At 40.4% G+C, this 21,743-nt stretch carries 25 protein-coding genes; 22 read left to right on the top strand and 3 right to left on the bottom strand.

The features are described 5' to 3' along the window. The first annotated feature begins 75 nt into the window (after positions 1–75). A complete protein-coding gene (locus ES017_RS08010; protein ID WP_171334980.1) occupies positions 76–1,218 on the top strand; it encodes a TIGR04053 family radical SAM/SPASM domain-containing protein in 1,143 nt (380 codons plus the stop codon). Here the strand turns inward: ES017_RS08010 and ES017_RS08005 are convergent. Next, entirely contained in the window at positions 1,215–1,460 is a 246-nt protein-coding gene (locus tag ES017_RS08005; RefSeq protein WP_035063225.1) for a YczF family membrane protein, read from the bottom strand. The two genes, ES017_RS08010 and ES017_RS08005, sit on opposite strands and share 4 nt — an antisense overlap. Positions 1,461–1,533: 73 nt before the next feature. On the opposite strand from ES017_RS08005, the gene ES017_RS08000 reads away from it, so the two are divergent. From ES017_RS08000 to ES017_RS07990, 3 genes are read left to right on the top strand one after another with little or no spacing between them, the layout of a single operon-like run. Beyond that, entirely contained in the window at positions 1,534–3,174 is a 1,641-nt protein-coding gene (locus tag ES017_RS08000) for a spore germination protein (protein ID WP_042535422.1), read from the top strand. Next, positions 3,119–4,366 carry a Ger(x)C family spore germination protein gene (locus ES017_RS07995; RefSeq protein ID WP_216367494.1) on the top strand — a complete coding sequence of 416 codons (1,248 nt, stop codon included), beginning with the start codon at positions 3,119–3,121 and terminating at the stop codon, positions 4,364–4,366. The genes ES017_RS08000 and ES017_RS07995 overlap by 56 nt, the downstream gene beginning before the upstream one ends. A 17-nt stretch (positions 4,367–4,383) precedes the next feature. Next, positions 4,384–5,496: a GerAB/ArcD/ProY family transporter gene (locus ES017_RS07990; RefSeq protein WP_042535420.1), complete on the top strand. Its 1,113-nt coding sequence runs from the start codon at positions 4,384–4,386 to the stop codon at positions 5,494–5,496. 11 nt (positions 5,497–5,507) lie between these two features. On the opposite strand, the gene ES017_RS07985 is transcribed toward ES017_RS07990, so the two are convergent. Beyond that, the gene (locus ES017_RS07985) at positions 5,508–6,338 is read right to left on the bottom strand and encodes an aldo/keto reductase (RefSeq protein ID WP_042535418.1); all 831 of its coding nucleotides are present in this window, start codon (positions 6,336–6,338) and stop codon (positions 5,508–5,510) included. An 84-nt stretch (positions 6,339–6,422) separates the two neighbouring features. Continuing rightward, complete coding sequence (locus tag ES017_RS07980; protein ID WP_042535416.1) at positions 6,423–7,127, bottom strand: polysaccharide deacetylase family protein; 705 nt, start codon at positions 7,125–7,127, stop codon at positions 6,423–6,425. Positions 7,128–7,237: 110 nt separating this feature from the next. Between ES017_RS07980 and ES017_RS07975 the strand changes: the two genes are divergently transcribed. The 18 genes from ES017_RS07975 to ES017_RS07885 all read left to right on the top strand — a co-directional run bounded on the left by ES017_RS07975 (position 7,238) and on the right by ES017_RS07885 (position 21,694). Continuing rightward, positions 7,238–8,089 (top strand): hypothetical protein, encoded by an 852-nt coding sequence (locus ES017_RS07975; protein ID WP_042535415.1) that lies wholly within the window; start codon positions 7,238–7,240, stop codon positions 8,087–8,089. A gap of 11 nt (positions 8,090–8,100) precedes the next feature. Then, the gene (locus tag ES017_RS07970) at positions 8,101–8,682 is read left to right on the top strand and encodes a Uma2 family endonuclease (RefSeq protein ID WP_042535413.1); all 582 of its coding nucleotides are present in this window, start codon (positions 8,101–8,103) and stop codon (positions 8,680–8,682) included. Positions 8,683–8,704: 22 nt separating this feature from the next. Then, positions 8,705–10,198 carry a glycoside hydrolase family 32 protein gene (locus ES017_RS07965; RefSeq protein ID WP_042535411.1) on the top strand — a complete coding sequence of 498 codons (1,494 nt, stop codon included), beginning with the start codon at positions 8,705–8,707 and terminating at the stop codon, positions 10,196–10,198. A gap of 100 nt (positions 10,199–10,298) precedes the next feature. Continuing rightward, positions 10,299–11,021: a TspO/MBR family protein gene (locus ES017_RS07960; RefSeq protein WP_042535409.1), complete on the top strand. Its 723-nt coding sequence runs from the start codon at positions 10,299–10,301 to the stop codon at positions 11,019–11,021. A gap of 443 nt (positions 11,022–11,464) precedes the next feature. Then, positions 11,465–12,115 carry a hypothetical protein gene (locus tag ES017_RS07950; RefSeq protein WP_256689398.1) on the top strand — a complete coding sequence of 217 codons (651 nt, stop codon included), beginning with the start codon at positions 11,465–11,467 and terminating at the stop codon, positions 12,113–12,115. Positions 12,116–12,252: 137 nt separating this feature from the next. Then, positions 12,253–12,600, top strand: coding sequence for a hypothetical protein (locus tag ES017_RS07945; RefSeq protein WP_019417828.1), 348 nt, complete (start codon positions 12,253–12,255; stop codon positions 12,598–12,600). A gap of 11 nt (positions 12,601–12,611) precedes the next feature. Next, the gene (locus ES017_RS07940) at positions 12,612–12,890 is read left to right on the top strand and encodes a hypothetical protein (protein WP_019417827.1); all 279 of its coding nucleotides are present in this window, start codon (positions 12,612–12,614) and stop codon (positions 12,888–12,890) included. A gap of 469 nt (positions 12,891–13,359) precedes the next feature. Further along, positions 13,360–14,736 (top strand): sensor histidine kinase, encoded by a 1,377-nt coding sequence (locus ES017_RS07935; protein WP_171334979.1) that lies wholly within the window; start codon positions 13,360–13,362, stop codon positions 14,734–14,736. Positions 14,737–14,738: 2 nt separating this feature from the next. Continuing rightward, positions 14,739–15,410, top strand: a complete 672-nt coding sequence (locus tag ES017_RS07930) for a response regulator transcription factor (RefSeq protein ID WP_042535379.1) — start codon at positions 14,739–14,741, stop codon at positions 15,408–15,410. Between the two features lie 11 nt (positions 15,411–15,421). After that, the gene (locus tag ES017_RS07925; protein ID WP_021096079.1) at positions 15,422–15,976 is read left to right on the top strand and encodes a TVP38/TMEM64 family protein; all 555 of its coding nucleotides are present in this window, start codon (positions 15,422–15,424) and stop codon (positions 15,974–15,976) included. An 82-nt stretch (positions 15,977–16,058) separates the two neighbouring features. Beyond that, positions 16,059–16,478, top strand: coding sequence for a hypothetical protein (locus tag ES017_RS07920; protein WP_035063652.1), 420 nt, complete (start codon positions 16,059–16,061; stop codon positions 16,476–16,478). A gap of 74 nt (positions 16,479–16,552) precedes the next feature. Next, positions 16,553–17,287, top strand: coding sequence for a nucleotidyltransferase family protein (locus ES017_RS07915; RefSeq protein ID WP_042535377.1), 735 nt, complete (start codon positions 16,553–16,555; stop codon positions 17,285–17,287). A 59-nt stretch (positions 17,288–17,346) separates the two neighbouring features. Beyond that, on the top strand, positions 17,347–17,619 hold the full coding sequence (locus ES017_RS07910; protein WP_021095624.1) for a hypothetical protein: 273 nt from the start codon (positions 17,347–17,349) through the stop codon (positions 17,617–17,619). A 375-nt stretch (positions 17,620–17,994) separates the two neighbouring features. After that, complete coding sequence (locus tag ES017_RS07905; RefSeq protein WP_042535375.1) at positions 17,995–18,306, top strand: metal-sensing transcriptional repressor; 312 nt, start codon at positions 17,995–17,997, stop codon at positions 18,304–18,306. Positions 18,307–18,319: 13 nt separating this feature from the next. Continuing rightward, positions 18,320–20,707, top strand: a complete 2,388-nt coding sequence (locus tag ES017_RS07900) for a heavy metal translocating P-type ATPase (protein ID WP_171334978.1) — start codon at positions 18,320–18,322, stop codon at positions 20,705–20,707. An 18-nt stretch (positions 20,708–20,725) separates the two neighbouring features. Beyond that, complete coding sequence (copZ, locus tag ES017_RS07895; RefSeq protein WP_035019187.1) at positions 20,726–20,929, top strand: copper chaperone CopZ; 204 nt, start codon at positions 20,726–20,728, stop codon at positions 20,927–20,929. Positions 20,930–21,051: 122 nt separating this feature from the next. Beyond that, complete coding sequence (locus ES017_RS07890) at positions 21,052–21,372, top strand: nucleotidyltransferase family protein (RefSeq protein WP_035063457.1); 321 nt, start codon at positions 21,052–21,054, stop codon at positions 21,370–21,372. Further along, positions 21,356–21,694, top strand: a complete 339-nt coding sequence (locus ES017_RS07885; RefSeq protein WP_021095628.1) for a HepT-like ribonuclease domain-containing protein — start codon at positions 21,356–21,358, stop codon at positions 21,692–21,694. The genes ES017_RS07890 and ES017_RS07885 overlap by 17 nt, the downstream gene beginning before the upstream one ends. The last annotated feature ends 49 nt before the right edge of the window (positions 21,695–21,743 follow it).

Raw genomic sequence — 21,743 nt, 5'->3', positions numbered from 1 at the left:
AAACGCACGAACGCATGATGAAAAAATAAGTCTATAATGAATGTGAAAAATAACACGAAAAGCTGGTGATGACATATGCATGAACATGCGAGTGCGGTAGATTATAACGAAAATCCGTTTATCGTCATTTGGGAAGTGACAAGAGCTTGCCAGTTAAAATGTGTACATTGTCGTGCCGATGCCCAACCTGTCCCAGATCCGTGTGAGTTAACGCACGAAGAAGGGCTTCATCTTATCGACGACATATATGAGATGAACAATCCGATGCTTGTGTTTACAGGTGGCGACTGTATGATGCGCGAAGATTTGTTTGATCTTGCATCGTATGCGATGAAAAAAGGGATGCGCGTTTCGATTACACCGAGTGCGACACCAAATGTGACGAAAGAAAAAATGAAAAAGGCAAAAGAGATTGGACTGTCGCGCTGGGCATTTAGTTTAGACGGACCGACCGCTGACATTCACGACCGATTTCGCGGTACACCGGGTTCGTTTGATTTAACGATCGAAAACATTCGTTATTTAAATGAGCTACATATGCCATTACAAATTAATACAGTCATTTCGCGCTATAACTACGATCATTTAGAACAAATGGCGAAATTAGTTGCAGAGTTAAAGGCAGTAATGTGGTATATTTTTTTACTCGTTCCGACCGGCCGTGGACAAATGGGCGATTGCATTAGCCCGGAGGAACATGAACAAGTGTTCCGTTGGTTGTATGAGTTAAGTAAAACGGCACCGTATGATATAAAAACGACAGCAGCACAACATTATCGTCGTGTTGTCATTCAACAAAAAATGCGCGAAAAACGAATTGAAGCAGGGGATATTCGTTATGAGCATGCGATTACGACCGATCATGCTTCAATGATTGACGGCTTAAAACGGGCGCCAAAAGGCGTCAATGACGGCAACGGTTTCGTTTTCGTTTCACATACAGGAGATGTCATGCCAAGCGGCTTGCTTCCAATCGTATGCGGCAACGTACGCGAGCAACCGTTATCGTATATTTATCGTGAATCGGAAGTGATGAAACAGTTGCGCCAACCAGACTTATATAAAGGAAAATGCGGCATTTGTGAGTTTCGCTACGTTTGTGGCGGATCCCGCGCTCGCGCCTATGCAGTCACAGGTGATTATATGGAAAGTGAACCGTTTTGTATATACGTTCCTTTAGGGATGAGAAAAGAAAAAACCCGAACGGTGTTCGCTTAATGCGGACGCTGTTCGGGTTTTTTATGTTGCTTCGTTTTTCGAAACAGGTGAAGGCATGTGTTAAATATCCATAAACTGATAAGTGAGAACAAAACGGCTACTTCAATTGGTTCCATTACTTGAAAAGGATTGAAAATGTCAAACCAAGCTTGATGAATGCTCATTCCTAGCAATAAATTCATGCTAATCGCTATACCGCCTAACAACATAGAAATAGCGATACAAACCACGATAGTTTTCATCACTTCATCCCCATGGCTGCACTTTTTATTTAGCATCTGACCATTTTTTACGTTTATTCCTTTTGCATAATATATGCATTATATGCTTATTCTAACCATCAAGGAGACAATGGATGGAGGAGGAAAGATGTGGACACGATCGAAGGGTAAGAAAGAAAAGGATACGCATGCATATGGGGGATTAGCACCAAACGGCATATACGGAACGATTGATCAAGATTTACATACAAACATAGAAAAAGTTCGAGATATTACTGGAAATAGTGCAGATATCATCATCCGCCGTTTTTTACTTGGAAAGGATGATAATTTTCCTGCTGCACTTTGTTTTGTAAGCGGAATGGTTGATGAACATATCGTTCAGCAATTATTGCTTGAAATAAGTGTACAATTATCACTTCCTTCAAGTAGTTGCGGTCTAGACTATATTGAACAAAAAATAGCTACAACTAATACAGCACGGCGCATTCAGCAATGGCACGACATATTTTCCTCGCTTATGTCTGGGGAAGTCATTTTATTTATTGATGGGATGCTAGAGGCAATTGGTGTATCAGTAAAAGGTGGTGAGTATCGTGCGATTACAGAGCCGAGTACACAACTATCTATTCGAGGGCCACGTGAGGGTTTTACAGAATCGTTAGCAACAAATGTTGCTATGGTTCGACGACGAATTCAAAATCCACATGTGTGGGTAGAAGCCATTACACTAGGTGAAGTGACACAAACAAATGTCCGTATCATGTATATTAAAGGAATTGCAAATGACAAAATTGTTGAAGAAGTGCGTAGTCGATTGCGACGCATTTGTATAGATGGCGTTCTTGAATCTGGATATATTGAACAACTGATTGAAGATGAATCATTTACAACGTTTCCAACTGTTTATCATACGGAAAGACCAGATAGTGTTGCGGCCAATTTGTTGGAAGGAAGAATCGCTATTTTTGTAGAAGGGACACCATTTGTCCTTATTGTCCCAACCGTATTTATACAATTTTTCCAAGCTGTAGAAGATTATTATGCACGCTTTGATATTGCGACAGCGTTGCGTTTTTTACGTATGCTCGTTTTTTTTATTTCCCTTGTTGCACCGTCTGTGTATATTGCACTGACGACATTTCATCAAGAAATGATTCCTACTTCCCTTGTCATTGCAATTGCTGCACAACGTGAAGCGGTTCCTTTTCCAGCTTTTATTGAAGCATTACTCATGGAGGTGACGTTTGAAATTTTGCGTGAAGCTGGAGTGCGCTTGCCAAGGGCTGTTGGACAGGCTGTATCGATTGTTGGGGCGCTCGTCATCGGACAAGCTGCTGTAGAAGCAGGTTTTGTTTCGTCCGCTATGGTTATCGTTGTGTCCATCACAGCAATTGCTAGCTTTGCGACGCCGTCGTTTGCAATTGCTATTTCCGCACGTTTAATTCGTTTTGCCCTAATGGTATTAGCTGCTCTATTTGGTTTTTATGGCATTTTGATTGGCGTAATTTTAATGACTATTCATTTATGTAGTCTTCGTTCATTTGGAGTGCCATACATGGCACCACTTGCCCCCCTTATTTTAGAAAATATAGGTGATACATTTATACGTTTTCCGTTATGGGGTTTAAAAGAGAGACCTCACTTAATCATGAATACAGACACGGTTCGTCAAAAGGATGGGCAACGTCCAAAGCCGCCTCAACGAGCAGAGAAAGAAGGGGATTCAAATTAAACGATATCTTTTTCTCATCTTTGTCCTGTTATTTATGTGTATTATTTACGGTTGTTGGAGCAAAAGAGAGCTGACAGACTTAGCATTCATTATCGCAGTTGGTATAGATAAAAGGGATGGAAAATATATGTCGACATTCCAAATTGTCAATCCTGGAAACGTAGCAGGGGCGACTCAAAGAGGAGGAGGGAGCGCAGGACTTCCCGTTGCCTTATATACATCAACTGGCGATACGTTAGTGGAGGCAAGTCGGAAGGCGTCAAAACAAATATCACGCATTCCATATTATTCTCATACAAACCTTGTTGTCATTGGGGAGGAGCTTGCGAAAGAAGGGATTCAGCAAATTTTTGATGCTGTTGAGCGCAATCCCCAGTTTCGACCTGCAGCGAATATTATTATTGCGCGTAAGCAAACAGCGAAACAATTATTATCTGTACTTACACCGATCGATAAAATTCCTGCAAATCAAATAATTAAAACATTGCAATTTACAAAAGGTTTGTTAGGAGAAAACGTTGATACTCGCATAAGGGAAATAATAGAAAATTTTTCACTTGATGGAAAAGAAGTGGTCATAAGTAGTTTTCGTATTGCCGGTGATTGGCAAAAGGGAGCCGAACAAGATAATGTTCGTACCATTGAACCTTCGGCACGTCTTCGCGCTGCTGAATTAGCTGTTTTTAAGAATGGGAAGCTTGTTGGTTGGATGAAAAATGAAGAGGCTCGTGGAGTATTGTGGGTGCTTAATAAAGTAAAACAAACAAATGTAAATATTGATTGGGGCGAATCTAAGGAAGGATTGTCCTATAAGGTTATGCGTGCGCAAGCAAAGGTAAAAGCAAAACTAAAAGACGGAAATCCGATAATATCAGTTGTTATTAAAACAGAGGGAGATATTAGCGAAACATTTATTTCTATGGACTTCACAGATCCAAAGCAAATAATAGAGCTCGAAAAAAAAATACAACAAGAGATAAAAAAAGAAGTGAGAAAGGCAGTACATGCTGCTCAAAAGAAGAAAAGCGACATTTTTGGATTTGGAGAAGTGGTTCATCGAACGTATCCAGAGGAATGGAAAGAAATGAAAAAAACATGGCATAACAAATATTTCCCTGAAGCAGAACTTCATGTGAAAGTCGATTCATTTATTCGAAGAACAGGATTGAGAACTCGCTCATACATTCAGTGAAAAGGCGGTGAGATGCAGTGGAACGAGCGTGTATAAGTGCGCGACAATTGTTTATGCTTGCCATTTTATTTGAACACGGTAGCGCCATGGTTATTCCACTTGGAGTAGATGCAAAACAAGACGTTTGGCTTGCTATTTTATGCGGCATGGTTTTAGGAGGAGGATTGCTGTTCATTTATTACCGCCTTTTTACATATTACCCAAGACTACCTCTTACATCATATAGTCAGCGCATTGTTGGTTCTTTTTTTGGAAAGGTACTGGGGCTTATATATGTACTTTATTTTTTATACATTGCGGCTCGAGTGTTACGCGATTTCGGCGAGCTTCTATTGACGTTTGCCTATCCTGAAACCCCTTTGTTTATTTTAAATACTGTTATGATGTTGACAGTAATGTATGCTGTTTATAAAGGAATTGAAGTCATTGCGCGAGCGAGTCAATTATTTTTCTTTTCACTTTACTGGATACTTATATTAGGATTTGTACTAATCATCATTGCAGGAGCAGTTGATCTTCGTCGTTTACAGCCGATATTAGAAGAAGGATGGGAACCCATTTTTCATGTTGTATTTACACAAACACTATATGTTCCATTTGGCGAAATGATTGTCTTTACGATGATTTTTCCTTACTTGCAAAAACAAGAAAAAGTAATGAAGGCAGGGTTTCTTGCTTTGTTTTTAAGTGGCATCAATTTAGCGATCATCATGGCAATGAATATAGCCGTATTGGGGGCAGATACGGTTTCACGTTCCACTTTTCCCTTGTTGAATACGATTCAGGAAATTCGTGTAGCAAATTTTTTAGAGCGATTAGATGTGTTATTTATGATTGCACTCATTGTCGGGGGATTTTTCAAAGTCGGTGTCTTTTTTTATGCAGGAGTGATCGGAGCGGCAGATTTATTTCAAATTAAAGAATATCAACGTCTTGTTTATCCGCTAGGTATTTCTGTTTTGCTTTTGTCCATTGCAATCGCCAGCAATTTTGCTGAACATATTAAAGAGGGGCTACAAATCGTTACAATTTATATGCATATTCCACTTCAAATTGTGATCCCATTTCTTCTTCTTTTAGTTGCTGTGTTGAGGCAGCAAAAAACAGATAAAGAAAATAAGGGACGATAGGTCGCCCCTTTTTAAAAATCAAAATGATCCGGATCGGGACCGATGCGGCGGTTTTCGTTTAGCGCGTCAATCGCATCCATTTCTTCTTTTGTTAAAGTAAAGTCAAAAATGTTTGCGTTTTGAGCAATTCGTTGAGGCGTGACAGACTTTGGAATAGTGACGACTTCGTGTTGTAAGTCCCAACATAAAATGACTTGAGCTGGTGTTTTCCCGTATTTTTGTGCTATGTCGACAAGCGTTGGTTCGTTCAACAGCTCGCCACCGCGCATAAGTGGTGACCACGCTTCTAATTGAATTTGGTGTTGTTTACAAAATGCAAGAAGCTCTTTTTGCGTCAACCGCGGGTGAAACTCCACTTGGTTGACCATCGGTTTTATTTCGCAATCAGCAAGAATATGTTCTAAATGGTGAATTTGGAAGTTGCTCACCCCAATGGCGCGCACAAAGCCATCTTTATACAACTTTTCGAGCGCCTTGTACGTTTCTTTATATTTTTCTTTGACAGGCCAATGAACTAAATACAAATCAATATAATCAAAGCCGAGTTTTTTTAAGCTCGTATGAAATGCTTTTAATGTTGATTCGTATCCTTGATCGGAATTCCATACTTTTGTTGTGACAAAAACTTCTTCACGACGAATGGCCGACTCGCGAATCGCTCGCCCGACCCCTTCTTCATTTTCATAAAACGCAGCCGTGTCAATATGACGATATCCTACTTCAAGCGCTGTGCGAACAGAACGAATGACTTCATCGCCTTCTTGCACTTTATAAACCCCTAAGCCAAGCCACGGCATACGGACACCGTTATGTAACGTTGCGGCATCTTGTAAACTTTTCATCTCTATGCTCCTTTCCAATATTTTTCCCTTTTATTATGAAATGGATTGTATGAGAAAGCAAAACATATGCTCATATGGAAGGGGCTACAAATTTAAATCACGATAGTTTGGATGATGTTTTAACAGTTCCGAGACAGTGACAAATGTATATCCTTTTTCTTTTAAAATCGGTAAAATTTCTTTTAATGCTTGGACAGTTTGTTTCCGGCTACCGCTTCCGTGATCGTGAAACAAAATAATTTGTCCAGGCTGAATATGTTCAATGACACGGCGGACAATTCGTCTCGTCCCAGGGTTTTGCCAGTCATATGTGTCTTGATGTTTTGACCACATGACGACAGTATAACCTCGTTGTTTGGCGATATCTATGATCTGCTTGTTGTAGTAGCCAAGTGGGGGACGAAATAACGTCGGGCGTTCTCCGGTAATGTCATATAGCACATCTTCGCTTTTTTTTATTTCTTCCTCAATCGTTTGTTTAGATTTGCCGCGAAAATCAAGATGTTTATACGTATGATTTGCAATTTCATGCCCTTCGTTCATTTGTCGCTTAATGATATCCGGATATTTTTCAGCACGAAACCCAACGACGAAAAAAGTAGCTTTGGCGTCATACTGTTTTAAAATCGTTAAAATGTCAGGAGTGTATAATATGTCTGGCCCGTCGTCAAACGTAATCGCGACCATTTTTTCATCAGTTGGCACGTTCCAAACAATATCGTCATGTATTCGGTGAACAGGTGTTGTCGTAATGAGCAACAAAGACAAAAATAAGAAAAGTACGTTCATTTTTCATCCCCGCTTTTTTATATATCATGTGAAAAAAGTCGTTTTGTCATTCTCTTTTCTATACAAGACGTAGTAAAATAAAGATAATTAGGTCATGGGAAGGGATATCAATGAAAAAAATTGTTGGCATCATCGTATTTTTATTCGCACTTGTTGTGGGAGGAGTATATTTGTTTGCACAAGAAAGACAGCCCGTGCATGCAACGTGGCTTTGGAACCCATGGTTATTTGTGAAAGACGAAGATCGCGTTTTCTCTTTTTTACAAGAAAAACAAGTGAGCGATGTATACGTGCAAATCGATGAAGAAATTCCGATTGATACGTATCGTCAATTTGTTCGGCGTGCAACCGAAAAAGGTATTCGTGTGTATGCGCTCGATGGGGCGCCAAATTGGATTGAAAATGGAGAAGGAATGGAACGCTTATTTCGATGGCTGGTCGAATATGAAAGCGTTGCCGAGAAGAATGAAAAGTTTTACGGTGTACATTTAGACGTTGAGCCGTACTTGCATGCGTGGTGGCGGACAAATCAAAATGGGGCAATCACTTCGTATCAAACGGTGTTACAACGAGCGCGTGAGCTTGCGAAAGAACGATCGCTACGGTTTGAAGTGGATATACCGTTTTGGTTTGATGGGGTACGGTATGGAAACAGCAATTTAGCGGAATGGGTGATTGCGAATACAGACGGTGTGACAATGATGGCATATCGTGATCAAGCAAGAGACATCATTGACATCGTGAAAAAAGAGATGCAAATAGCTAGAAAATACGGGAAGCAAATTGTTGTGGGGGTTGAAACAGGACAGGTTGATGAAGGGGATGACGTTTCGTTTTTTGAAGAAGACGAGACGTACATGAACGAGCAATTGGCGATTGTTCAAAAGCACTACGCACGAACAAAAAGCTTTTCTGGCATCGCTGTGCATCATATGGAACAATGGATGAGTAGAAACGAGTGAAGGTGAGATAGATGAGTGAGCGTGAAGAAAAACAGCTGTATACGCTTGCAGAGTTTTTTGAGCTTGTCGGAGAACGACGAATGGAGTTGTACGAAGGCGTTCCTGTGCTCATGGCTCCAGCCTCATACGAACATGAGGGGGTTGTAGCGAATGTAATTGGGGAAATCACATTCGCGTTAAAAGGTAGCCCTTGTTTTGTGTTTGGAAGCAATTTGCAAGTCGTGCTTCTTTTCCAAGATGAGCAAAAAGGAAAAGAAAATGTCACGGTGTTACCGGACATCTCAGTTGTTTGTGAGAAAGAGAAACTGCGCAATAAGCGTTGTTATGGCGCCCCAGACCTCGTTGTCGAAGTTCTTTCTCCAAGCACTGCAAGAAATGACCGATTATTAAAGCGTTATTACTATGAAAAAGCAGGGGTAAAGGAATATTGGATTGTTGATTATCAGCATCAGACGATTGAAAAATATGTCCTTCATAACGATCGTTTGCAACTAGAAGAAGTATATGATGCGCAAAACAATCATTTTGTCTCAACTTTGTTTTCAAATATACAGTTCTCTACACATGATATTTTTTCATTTTCTAATATATAAACAAAGAGGAAGGGGAAAATGTATGTCGAAACATACGAAGCACATTTATGAAGCAGAAAGACGAGTACAACAAGCAAAAGAAAAAATGAACAGTACGTATCGCTTAGCATATCACATTATGGCGCCTGTAAACTGGATGAACGACCCGAACGGGCTCATTCAATGGAACGGGGAGTACCATGTGTTTTATCAGTTTCATCCAGACAGCCCAAAGTGGGGGCCGATGCATTGGGGGCATGTGAAAAGTAAAGACCTTGTGTATTGGGAGCGTGTACCGATTGCACTTGCGCCGAGCGAATGGTACGACGAAGGCGGCTGTTTTTCAGGAAGCGCGGTAAATGATCAAGGAGTGCTGACTCTTATTTACACAGGAAACGTATGGTTAAATGAAGAACAAACGGAACTGAAACAATATCAATGTATTGCCACAAGCAAAGACGGCATTCATTTTGCAAAAGACCCGACCAATCCGGTACTTTCCGAGCCGCCGTTTGACTGCCAAGGGCATATTCGCGATCCGAAAGTGTGGAAGCATGGCGACGAGTGGTATATGGTGCTTGGGACAAGAGAGGGGAATAACGGAAAAGTCGTTTTATACAAGTCGAACGATTTGCGCCATTGGGAGTATGTCAACATCGTTGCGCAAAGTGATGGTAGCTTAGGCTATATGTGGGAGTGTCCAGATGTCTTCCGTTTGAACGGCAAAGATATTTTGTTATTTTCACCACAAGGGATTGAACCAGAGGGCGATCGTTTTCAAAACCTTCATCAAACAGGTTATGTTGTTGGTACACTTGACTATGAAACGGGAAAACTAGCGCATGGAGCGTTTGAAGAACTCGATAAAGGGTTTGATTTTTACGCTGCGCAAACGTTTGAAGATGAAAAAGGACAACGCATTTTGTTCGGTTGGATGGACATGTGGGAGTCGCAAATGCCGACGCAACAACACGGATGGGCCGGAGCACTAACGATTCCGCGTCTTTTAGAATTGACAGATGATGAGAAACTGTTGATGAAGCCGGTGCCGGAATTGCAGTTATTGCGGGAAGAGCATGTGAAGTTGGAATCGATTTCAGTAAAAGGAGAGGACGGAACGTATACACTTCCATGGAAAGGGGATCGACTAGAGCTACTCATCCGTTTTTCGTTAGCTAATTTTCAAGGAAATGCATTTGGTGTCAAAGTGCGTTGTTCGGGTGATGGAAGCGAAGAAACGATCTTCCGCTATGATGTGAAAGACTCCATCGTGACGTTTGATCGAAACCGCTCTGGAAAAGGAGAGGGCGGCATTCGTCGCGCTGTATTAGATAGACACGGGGATGTGGTTACGTTCCATTTCTTCATCGACCGTTCCTCTGTCGAGTTATTCGTTAACGATGGTCAGCTTGTGATGACAGGAAGAATTTATCCATCCGAAACGAGCCAAGGAATCGAATTGTTCACAGAAGGCGGGGACGTGACTATCCTTTCTATCGATGCGTGGACATTGAAGGATATTTGGGGTGAGGAATAGGGGAGACGGTACAGAAAGCCGTCTCTTTTTGTTTCAAACGGTTATCGTGTCCACATGAGAGGAATAGTATAAATAAGAAAAGAAGAGATGGGGGATGATGATGGGACGATTTGTTATTTATATGATTGCATACGTTGTTATGGTTATTGTGAATATCATTGCTGAGCGGCTTCCGTTAAATGGTCAGACGACAGGGGAAATATCGCGAAAAGCGGACGTCTTATTTACTCCGGCAGGGTATGTATTTTCGATTTGGGGTCTCGTTTACATCTTACTGGCAATTTGGATTTTAAGACAAGTTCCTCTTTCACGCCGCGACTTGCCTATGTATCGCGAAGCGCTCGTCCCTTTTGTTATTAGCTGTATATTGAATGCGTTATGGATTGTTGTGTGGCATTATGAATATTTTTTCTTTTCGGTTATTGTGATGCTTTCTCTTCTTTTGACGCTGATATGGTTATATAAAGCGGTCAAACGTACGAATCCACGTTTTTTTGACCTTTTGCCATTTTCTATTTATTTAAGTTGGATTAGTGTTGCGACGATTGCCAACATTTCCTTTGTTTTAAAATACAACGGTTGGAACGGATTCGGATTATCTGATGCATTTTGGGCAATCGTTATGTTACTTGTTGCGACAGCTTCAGCCCTTCTTTTCATGCGCCGACAAAGCGATTACGTGTATCCACTTGTGTTCGTTTGGGCGTTTGTAGGCATCGGGGTGAAAAACCAAGGGACTGCGTCGCTTGTTGCGTACGTTTCATTTTTACTGGCGGTAGTTATATTAATTAGCACAGCATCTTTATACAAAGAAAAAACATAATCGCCCATATTTGCCTATGGGCGATTTATACATATTTATGTATCGCTTCATGAAATTGTTTTTCCATGTCTTTGTCATGAATAAGTTTTTTGAAGTGTGTTTTTGAAAATAAATATGTAGTGATGCTAGGATCTTTTAACATATGTTTTATTGTGTTTCGATCGAACGTTTTTTGCGGTGCAATAATTCCTATTTTTTACAGATGTTTTAATTTTCGTTTTGCGGTGAGATAACTAAACTGACCGAGCAACAAAAAATCTAACGATCCACCTATTGCTTCGAAACACATAGTGACTAGCATTTCCATGCTTCCCATTGCCCCCTTCTTCTATTTTTGATAAATCACTCAAATTTTACCTTTTTTCATCGTAACATATTGACAAAAAAAAAAAGGAGAGGATAAAATTTTATTGTGAATATTGCGACGATTGGGTGTGTTTGCTGTGAAATTGTATTTACCTTTTTTAAGAGAGATCGAGGTGAAATTCAAGGAAAATTATTGTCGTATCGACTCGACTGACGGTTTTTTTGATTTAAATCATGCAATCGAAAAGGGGGAAGAAAATGGGCAAAATGTAGTAAGTATTTTCTTTATGAATAAAAAAATTCTAGAAATAAACATCAACCTATTAGCAAAAATGAATGAGAATTTTAAGGGTATTCGCCTAGTAAAATGTTTAACATGCATGGGGGTGGAAAAAAATCATCAAGGGGTGCTTTTTCCATTACAGCCAATAAGTGATTTTAGCATGAATGATCAAGAACTATGTATTTTTTCTGAATTTTATGGTATTCAAAGAGATATGCCTGTCGTCATCATCATCGAACATAATAGCGAACTTGTATATGGAAATATAGACGTTATACCAGCTGGAAAGAGAGGGGATTATCACAGAACTTTTGCACACGTTATTTTACTTGAGTACAATCAGCTCCTAGAGCATGTTCAAAAAATGAATGAATATAAATTTTTCTTGTATTTGTTAAATGGAAGGAAGCTGGCTGAAGGTGTTTTTCGTATAAGGCGAGAAAAGCTCTCATATGGTAAGAAGTACCTCAATCTTTATAGCTATCATGTTGATGAAAAAATATAAGAGGCACTGCTTTAATTTTTCTTAGGGATATGTAAGGATAAAGAAGGCTTTCTATTATATAGGTAAATGATTCTATGGAATACAGCTATTCATTACTTATCACTACACTTCGTTTCTAGTGGAAAGGATGGTTAGCAATGTCTACATGGAATAAAATTGAATCAGGAATTAAGCAAGGATTAAAGGATGTAGCAGCTTCTTATGGAATTAATTGGAGTGGTGCTGCTAATACTGCTAGTAAGGCAGGCCCGGCTACAGTAGGTGCCCGTAATGGTTGGAAAGAAGCAGAAGCAGAAGTGAGAACTAAGATATCTCAAGCAGAAACAAGATTGGCAGCTGGGAGAATTGAAAAGGCAGCAACACAAGCGATGATCAAAGGAGCAGCTAAAGGAGCGATCAAAGCGATAGGAATATGGGGATTCATACCTGATATCGTTATATTTGCGAATGGTTTTAGAAAAGGGTACTCAGCTGCAGGTAACTAGGAGGGCTTATAGTGGGAGCTTACGAAATAAACGGAATTTTCCTAGTGGTCTTTATTTATTGGCAACTATTTTATGCTGTTAAGAAAAAAGATACTAGTCATATTGTTTACGTTGTTGCTCCTATATTATTAATGTTTATCTTTATTTATACTACTCTTTTTGATTTCATCCCCCCTTATCTACGTATCGGGATTGTTGTTATTGTATATATGTTGCTTATTGTAGTTGGTTTTAGAAATGCAAAGAGAAAAATGAAAGAAGCAAGATTTAGAAGCAAGAATGAAGTGTAACTTGTGATGTTATATAGACTTCCATGACGAAACATTTTCGTCATCATCGGAAGGATGAAAATGTCCCTATGTTGAATGCTACAACTTTACGCATTTTGGAGTTCGGGTATTTTCAGTATAGATACAACTGAGGAGTTTAACGTACTTTTTTCGATCACCGAGGCAAGCCTATGGCTTGCCTCGCAGTAGTTGAAAAATAACGATGCGATCCATATGTGTTATTTTTATAATTTTATGAATTTTATTTACACAATCTTCATAAGTTCACGGATATCAAACTTTTTGCGGTGATGAAAAGGACACAGCGATAAAAACGTATTGGATAAATATAGAAATAATCGATGCAAATATTGGAGCGATCATGCTAGTCCTCTATCACAACTCCACAGGTGCATATCGTCCCTCCACATTTTCTCCATATTTTTTCTGCTATAATGAAGAAAAACGCCAGTAAGGGAAGGAATTGTTTGTGCGAAAGCTTTCATTTAAGTTAGGGCTATTATTTTTTGTCTTTGTGTTAGGGATTGAAACAGTTTTATTTGTGGCTTTATATGTGACGCTTGTTCATGCGAAGGTTGACGAAGAGTTTGAACAATTGCTCGCAAGAGGGAACAATCATCGAGCGGTATTAGAAAGTCATTACGATGAAGTGACGTTAGAACATGTCGTCATGATGGAGTCGGAAGCGGAAACGGATGTCGTCATTACAGATGCGAAAGGGAATATTTTATATTTTTCCGATCACATTTTGCCGTTTGCGAAAAAACTCATTCCTTATACTGATACCCTTCACATTCCTCATAGTGGAATGGTGGTGCAAAAAAACTGGAAAAACGAATCGTATATTGCCACCGCTAGCCCGATTCGGATGGACGGCAAGATAAAAGGATATGTATATATGTTTCAGCGGACGGCTTCTATTCAAAATATGATTGCTAAATTAAAATATCATTTTCTCGTTGTCGGCATTGTTTCCGTCTTTTTGACGATTTTGACGATTTTTTTCTTATCAAGAGTCATTACGATTCCACTTATTCGCATGAAACAAGCGACCGAGAAACTAAGCAAGGGGGATTTTTCTGTCCGCCTGCAAGTGAAAGGGGAGGACGAGCTAGCGCAACTCGGAAAAGCGATCCAAACACTTGCGACCGATTTGGAATATTTGAAAAAAGAACGAAACGAATTTTTAGCGAGCATTTCGCATGAACTGCGCACCCCGCTCACATATGTGAAAGGATATGCGGACGTTGCGCGCAGACCGAATATTGCTGAAGAGGAACGAGCGAAATATTTGTCCATTATTTATGAAGAAGCAGAGCATATGCAAAAATTAGTGAAAGACTTGTTTGAGCTCGCGAAAATGGATCAACATTCGTTTCAAATTAAGAAAGAGCGAACTCCACTATGCCTTTTTTTGAAAAAAATATACGAAAAAATGTATCCTGCATTTCAGACAAAAAATATGTCGCTTGTCTATCACTGTGATGCAAACGTTACCGTCCATATCGATCAACAGCGGTTTGAACAAGTGATGATGAATCTTTTGGACAATGCGTTAAAATATTCTCATCAAGGTTCTACTGTTTCTATTGATGTGAAAACAGAGAAAAAGAACGTCATCCTCATCATTTCTGATGAAGGAATCGGCATCCCTGAAAAAGATTTGCCACATATTTTTGAACGGTTTTACCGAGTGGATAAATCAAGATCGAGAACAGGCGGGGGTACAGGGTTAGGTCTGGCGATTGCCAAAGAAATTGTCGAAGCGCACGGCGGTTCGATTCATGCGATAAGTCAATTTGGAAAAGGGACAAGCATGATCATTACGTTGCCGAGGAGTGAATGAAGGTGTATACCGTTTTACTGGTTGATGACGAAAAACGAATGTTGGATTTATTGGAGCTGTATTTAATCCCAAACGGGTATCGTTGTGTGAAATGCGAGTCAGGGCAGTCCGCTGTTCGCTATTTAGAAAATGATGAAGTAGACATTGTGTTGCTTGATGTGATGATGCCAGAGATGGACGGATGGGAAACGTGCAAACAAATCCGTAAGTTTTCAAACGTCCCGATTATTATGGTCACCGCAAGAGATGCGACGACAGATGTTGTCCAAGGACTAAAAATCGGCGCAGACGATTATATTACAAAACCGTTTGACGAATCCGAATTGCTTGCAAGAATGGAGGCGGTATTGCGTCGTTCTGTAGGAAAACAAACGAAACTCGAGTTTCACGGCTTAGTTTGGGATGAAGCGCAACATAAAGCCCAATATGTCGGGCACGATATTTTTCTCACGCCAAAAGAGTTTGCCATGTTAGGGCTTTTTCTCAAAAATCCAAACCGCGTATTTAGCCGCGAACAGCTGATCGTGACATTATGGGGGTATAACGCCAATACAGAAGAACGGACAATTGATTCGCATGTGAAAAATATTCGCGAAAAGCTCCGCCAAGCTGGTTTTCCAATCGATGAATTTTTGCAGACCGTTTGGGGTGTAGGATATAAATGGGGGGGATAAGGTAAAAAGAAATGGAAGAGAAGCTCATTACACTATTTCATACATATGAAAGCGTTGCTTATCTCATCAGTATTGCGATCAATATTGTGATCAGTATTTTAGGCGTGGTACCGAGCGTCTTTCTCACTGCGGCTAACTTGGCGGTATTCGGTTTTTGGAAAGGCACTTTTGTATCGTTTGTAGGGGAAGCGGTTGGGGCGATTGTTTCTTTCGTTTTATATCGAAAAGGATTTCGCAAACTTTCGGAAACGAAATGGTTTTCCTATCCGAAAGTCAAACGTTTGCTTGCGGCAGAAGGGGTAGAAGCCTTTTCGCTCGTTTTATCTTTGCGTCTTCTTCCTTTTGTTCCGTCAGGACTTGTGACGTTTGTGTCAGCGATTGGGCGCATGTCACTCCTTCTTTTTCTGGTCGCCAGCTCGCTTGGAAAGCTTCCAGCACTTTTGTTAGAGGCATATTCGGTGTATCAAGTGATGAACTGGACATGGCAAGGGAAAGTGATACTGGCGCTTATATCTGCTTTTTTATTGATGTTTACTTGGAAAAGAATTGCTCAAAAAAAGGGGTAACTTCCATATATTTTCTAAATGTTTCTATGAACATCGTACAAAGGAGAGTCGACCGTGATAGGATGTCAAAGCCAACGGTACCGTGAGTGCAAGCGATTATTCCATTACCGCGAAAGTGTATTTTGTAGACGGAACGACTCAAACGTATACGGCTGATTTTCCGATCGGTACGCAAGATTGGAACCGTGCGGCCATTTCGATCCATCCGTTTAAGCCGATTGACAAAGTGGACGTATCCGCTATGTTCCGCGGAAACTACACAGGAACGGTCTGTTTTGACGCCATTCGTTTGATGGAAGGCAACGTCGTCACGAAAAACAAGCATGATGCCAATGGCAACTATGGGGAGGAAGAAACAGATGAAGCCGGGCATGTCACGAAAAAGAACTATGATGCCGTAGGAAATCTGTTGAGCGAATACGATGAGAAGGGACATCAAAGCCACCAAGCGAAGCGCGATAGAAAAAGCAAATTTCATGCAAAAAGGACTCTCTCTCTGTAATGATAATTTACAACATACGTTAATCACGTTATGCTATTAGTAGTTAAGATTTTTTATCTGGCAGGGGAAATTTTATGTTGCCGTATGAAGGAATTTGGGGAATTATAGAAAAAATTATTGAACATGGACCGGAAATCAAGACTTCTCGCAGATACAAAGGTTTTGATGAAGAACTTTTTGAGGAACTAAAAAATAAGGTAGAAGATTATTATTTAAATACAGCAGAATATCCAGATAAAATCGTTGAATTAATTAAACATATTCCTGAAATTGACTTTACTTACCGTTACAAGGATCCTGCATCAATAAAGCTGAAATTAGAACGTAATCAATTGACAAAACAGCTCTACAAAATTGCAAACGACATTTTAGGAATGCGATTTATTATTAAAGCAGAGACTACAGAGTTGAAACAGATAGTTCATGAATTTGTAACATGTTGTCCGTATGGACAAGATGCATGCAACATTGTTGATCAAACATTAGGGAAAACCTATGATGATGGGTATAAAGCTATTCACGTTTATGTAAGACCAAATAATTATGTTTTCCCTATTGAAATTCAATTTTGGACAAGAACACATGCATTATTGAATGAATATTTACATGAACAAATATACAAAATGGATAATGATCAATTAAATCAATATGCGTTGGATTTGAGTAAGTGGCTTGAAAGTGTTCCAATATTTCCTAATAGTGATGAAGTTGCAATTAAGTCATATGTAGACTATATTTATGAACAAGCATTTTCAAACAAATATTTACATGAAAACGATGAAGATATTGATGACGTTGACCAATATTAAAATGAGTAAAGTTAGGTATCAGTCGGGTATAATTCACGTATAAGTGAGGGAAATGAAAAATGAGCAAAGTTTATATTATTTCTGCTGCGGATGATAAATCGGTTATTCTGGAATTACCGTCAACAAAAGAGGCTAAAATAGCCTACAAATACATTCGTTCTAAAACACCAGAAGCAAGCATTGGAGTATATGGTGCAAGAGATCTTCAAACATTTAGAAGAACACAAAGGACAATCGGACCTGCTACTGTGACGAGATCAGTTGAAACTTTTGTGAAAGCTTTGAACCTGAAAGAAAAATATATCCGCCGTGAACCAAAGACCACCTTATAAAAGAGGTGGTTTTCTTTTTGTTTTGATTGTCATGCTTGAGTTCGACAGTGACTAGGCAAACCAAATGTCTCTCATCCGTTGATATAAAAGGGACGAGAGGCATTTGAGCATACTTCGGGCGTGTATCTAGGTGCGAGGATGGATGCCTAGAATATTCGGAGGAGGCTCCGGCCCTAGAACCACAAAGAGTTGAGTCTATTTGTCCGTTAGTTCGATTCGTTGAGAAAGGTCTCTGTTTACGGAATTTTTGTTTCACAAAAAATCTACCAAAAGTGAATAGACCATGGGAAAACGTTGACGATAATAATGTTGTCAACACTTCCATTGCTTTATATACCCATTACCGGTATAATGTAATTGAAGAGGTGATATTTGATGAGTCATTGTGAAGATCACAATATGGATAAAAAAATGGTTCCGCGCACGGAAGAAGAAATTGAAAAAATTGTGAATCGCTTAAAACGGATTGAAGGACAAGTGCGCGGCGTGCAAAAGATGGTCGAAGACAATCGGTATTGCATCGATATTTTAGTGCAAATTTCTGCAATTACGGCAGCGTTAAATAAAGTAGGATTGAACTTGTTAGAACGCCATGTCAGCCATTGTGTGTCGAAAGCGATCCGCGAAGGAAGCGGAGAAGAATCCATTCGTGAGCTAATGGATGTCATTAAGCAATTTTCAAAGTAAGGGAGGGAAATGGATGCGAACGGTGACACTAAAAGTGACCGGCATGACATGTGCCGCCTGTTCTGCCCGCATTGAAAAAGTGTTGAATAAAATGGACGGTGTAGAAGCAACGGTCAATTTAACGATGGAAAAAGCGACCGTTCAATACGACCCGAATAAATATACCATTGCAGACATTGAAGCAAAAATTGAAAAGTTAGGATATGGCGTTGCGACAGAAAAAGTGACGCTAGATATTGAAGGGATGACATGCGCAGCATGTGCGACACGGATTGAAAAAGGGTTGCATCGGCTGGAGGGTGTGACAAGCGCTACGGTAAACTTGGCGACAAACAGTGCGGTGGTCGAATATAAAGAAGGCGTTACATCTGTCGAAGACATTTTAGAGAAAATTAAAAAGCTTGGGTATAAAGGGCAAATTCGCACCGAGGAACAAGACGATGCTGGTCGGAAAGAAGAGCGGCTTAAACAAAAACAACGGCAACTCGTTATTTCCATCATTTTATCGTTGCCTTTGCTTTATACGATGGTTGCCCATATGCCGTTTCATATCGGCTTGCCGATGCCGCATCTCTTGATGAATCCGTGGTTCCAGCTTCTTTTAGCGACACCGGTTCAGTTCTACATCGGCGGTCCTTTCTATGTCGGGGCGTACCGGGCGTTACGAAACAAGAGCGCGAACATGGACGTCCTCGTGGCGCTTGGAACATCAGCTGCATACTTTTACAGCTTGTACGAAGCTTTTCGGGCGCTTGGGAATCCTGCATATATGCCAAGATTGTATTTTGAAACGAGCGCTGTTTTAATTACGCTTGTGCTTGTCGGCAAATATTTTGAGGCGCTTGCGAAAGGGCGAACAACCGAAGCGATTTCAAAGCTACTTAGCCTGCAGGCAAAAGAAGCGACTGTCATTCGACATGGGAAAGAAATAAAAGTTCCGCTCGAGGAAGTGGTGATTGGCGATACGATCGTTGTTAAACCGGGAGAAAAAATTCCAGTAGACGGTACGGTCATTGCTGGATCTTCTTCCGTTGACGAATCGATGATTACGGGGGAATCCATTCCAGTGGATAAAAAGGAAGGCGACTTTGTCATCGGGGCAACGATTAATACAAATGGTGTACTAACTATTCGTGCAGAAAAAGTTGGAAAAGATACTGCACTTGCCAATATCATTAAAATCGTTGAAGAGGCGCAAGGATCGAAAGCACCGATTCAGCGAATGGCGGATACGATTTCCGGCATTTTTGTCCCAATTGTTGTCGGGATTGCTGTCGTTGCATTCATTATATGGTACTTCTTTGTTGCGCCAAACGATTTACCAAAAGCGCTCGAAGTCGCTATTGCCGTTCTCGTTATTGCGTGTCCGTGTGCGCTCGGTCTTGCCACGCCAACATCGATTATGGTCGGTACAGGCAAAGGTGCAGAACATGGCATTCTTTTTAAAGGGGGTGAGTACCTAGAAGGAACGCATAAAATCAACGCGGTCTTACTTGATAAAACAGGAACAGTGACAAAAGGAAAACCAGAAGTGACAGATGTGTTGTCGTTCCAAGAACATATGCTTGACTATGCCGTTTCCGCCGAGAGCGCTTCGGAACATCCGTTAGCGCAAGCGATTGTGGCGTATGGAAAAGCAAACGGAATTGTCGCGCAACCGTTGACGCATTTTTCTGCGCTCGTTGGACATGGAATTGAAGCAACGGTGAACGAAAAGCACGTGCTCATCGGTACGCGCAAGTTAATGAACGAACGTGCGGTCGATATTGCCGAACATGAGGAACAAATGATAAAGCTTGAAAATGAAGGAAAAACGGTCATGCTCGTTGCTATTGACGGACAGCTTGCCGGGATGATTGCCGTTGCAGACACGATCAAGGAAACGTCGAAACAAGCCATTGCGACATTAAAACAAATGGGAATCGACGTGTACATGGTAACGGGAGACAATAAACGAACAGCCGAAGCAATTGCGAAACAAGTCGGCATTGAACACGTATACTCAGAAGTGCTGCCAGAAGATAAAGCGAACATCGTTGAGGATTTGCAAAAACAAGGAAAACGAGTCGCGATGGTCGGCGACGGCATTAACGACGCTCCAGCTCTGGCGAAAGCGGATATTGGAATGGCGATTGGCACAGGCGCAGATGTCGCGATCGAGACGGCGGATGTGACGCTTGTTGGTGGCGATTTGCTGCATATTCCAAAAGCGATTGAACTGAGCCGACAAACGATGCGCAACATTCGGCAAAACTTGTTTTGGGCATTATTTTATAATAGCGTTGGTATTCCAGTCGCAGCGGCTGGTCTATTACAACCGTGGATCGCTGGGGCAGCGATGGCATTTAGCTCTGTATCTGTTGTGACAAACGCGCTTCGTTTGAAGCGTGTGAAAATATAAACTAGGGAGGAATAGATGATGACGATTACATTACAAGTACAAGGAATGACATGCGGACATTGCAAAGCGGCGGTGACAAATGCACTTCAAACGTTAGATGGCGTCAGCCGCGTCGAAGTACATTTGCAAGAAGGTACAGTCGATGTAGATTATGATGAAACAAAAGTAAGCGTAGAAAAACTAAAAGAAGCGATTGAAGAGCAAGGATATGATGTGAAATAAGGAAGAGAAAGGGTATTCCTATGTCGAAGGAATACCTTTTTTCAGTAGCGAAAGTTTTTTCTTTTTCACGAAGAATAATGAAAAGCCGAGATGTTATAATGAAAATAGCAGATACGGAGAAAATGGAGGTGATTCATTTGTTATCAAAACAACACATACTCAATGAAATGTCTAAAAATTTAGATATGTGGAGTAAAAAGTATGGTGTAAAGCGAATTGGGATATTTGGTTCTTACAGTCGAGGGGAACAAAGAGAATCAAGTGATATTGATGTGTTAGTAGAATTTACAGATGATGCGATGACGTTTGATAATTATATGGACCTAAAACTTAGTTTGGAAGATCATTTTCAAAAAAAAGTAGATTTAGTCATTATCGATGATATTAAGCCTTCATTAATGTCAACTATTTTAGGGAGTGCTAAGTATGCAGAGAGAGCCTAGCGTTTTTTTACAAGATATTCTGGCTGCTGCAGAAAAAATTGAGAAGTACACCCAAGGGCTTTCTTATGATGACTTTCTAGATAATGATTTAATATCAGATGCGGTCATTAAAAACATATTAGTAATCGGTGAAGCAGCAAAAAACATTCCAGACGAAATTAGACAGGCATCCCCACATATCGAATGGAGAAAGATGGCTGGCATGAGGGATATGATGATCCATGGTTATTTCTCCATTAATTACCGAATTGTTTGGGATGTTGTTCGAAATAAGATTCCTGAGCTAAAACAGCATGTTGAACAGTTGTTAAACAAAAATTAAACTTCAAATGTTATGCATGTTAAAAGCCCCCTCCAGTCTTTTTATTTGG

The organism is Anoxybacillus sp. EFIL, assembly GCF_013096955.1.
Classification (GTDB): domain Bacteria; phylum Bacillota; class Bacilli; order Bacillales; family Anoxybacillaceae; genus Anoxybacillus; species Anoxybacillus ayderensis.
The sequence above is the reverse complement of the archived record's forward strand: the minus strand, read 5'-3'. Positions and strand labels throughout refer to the sequence as shown.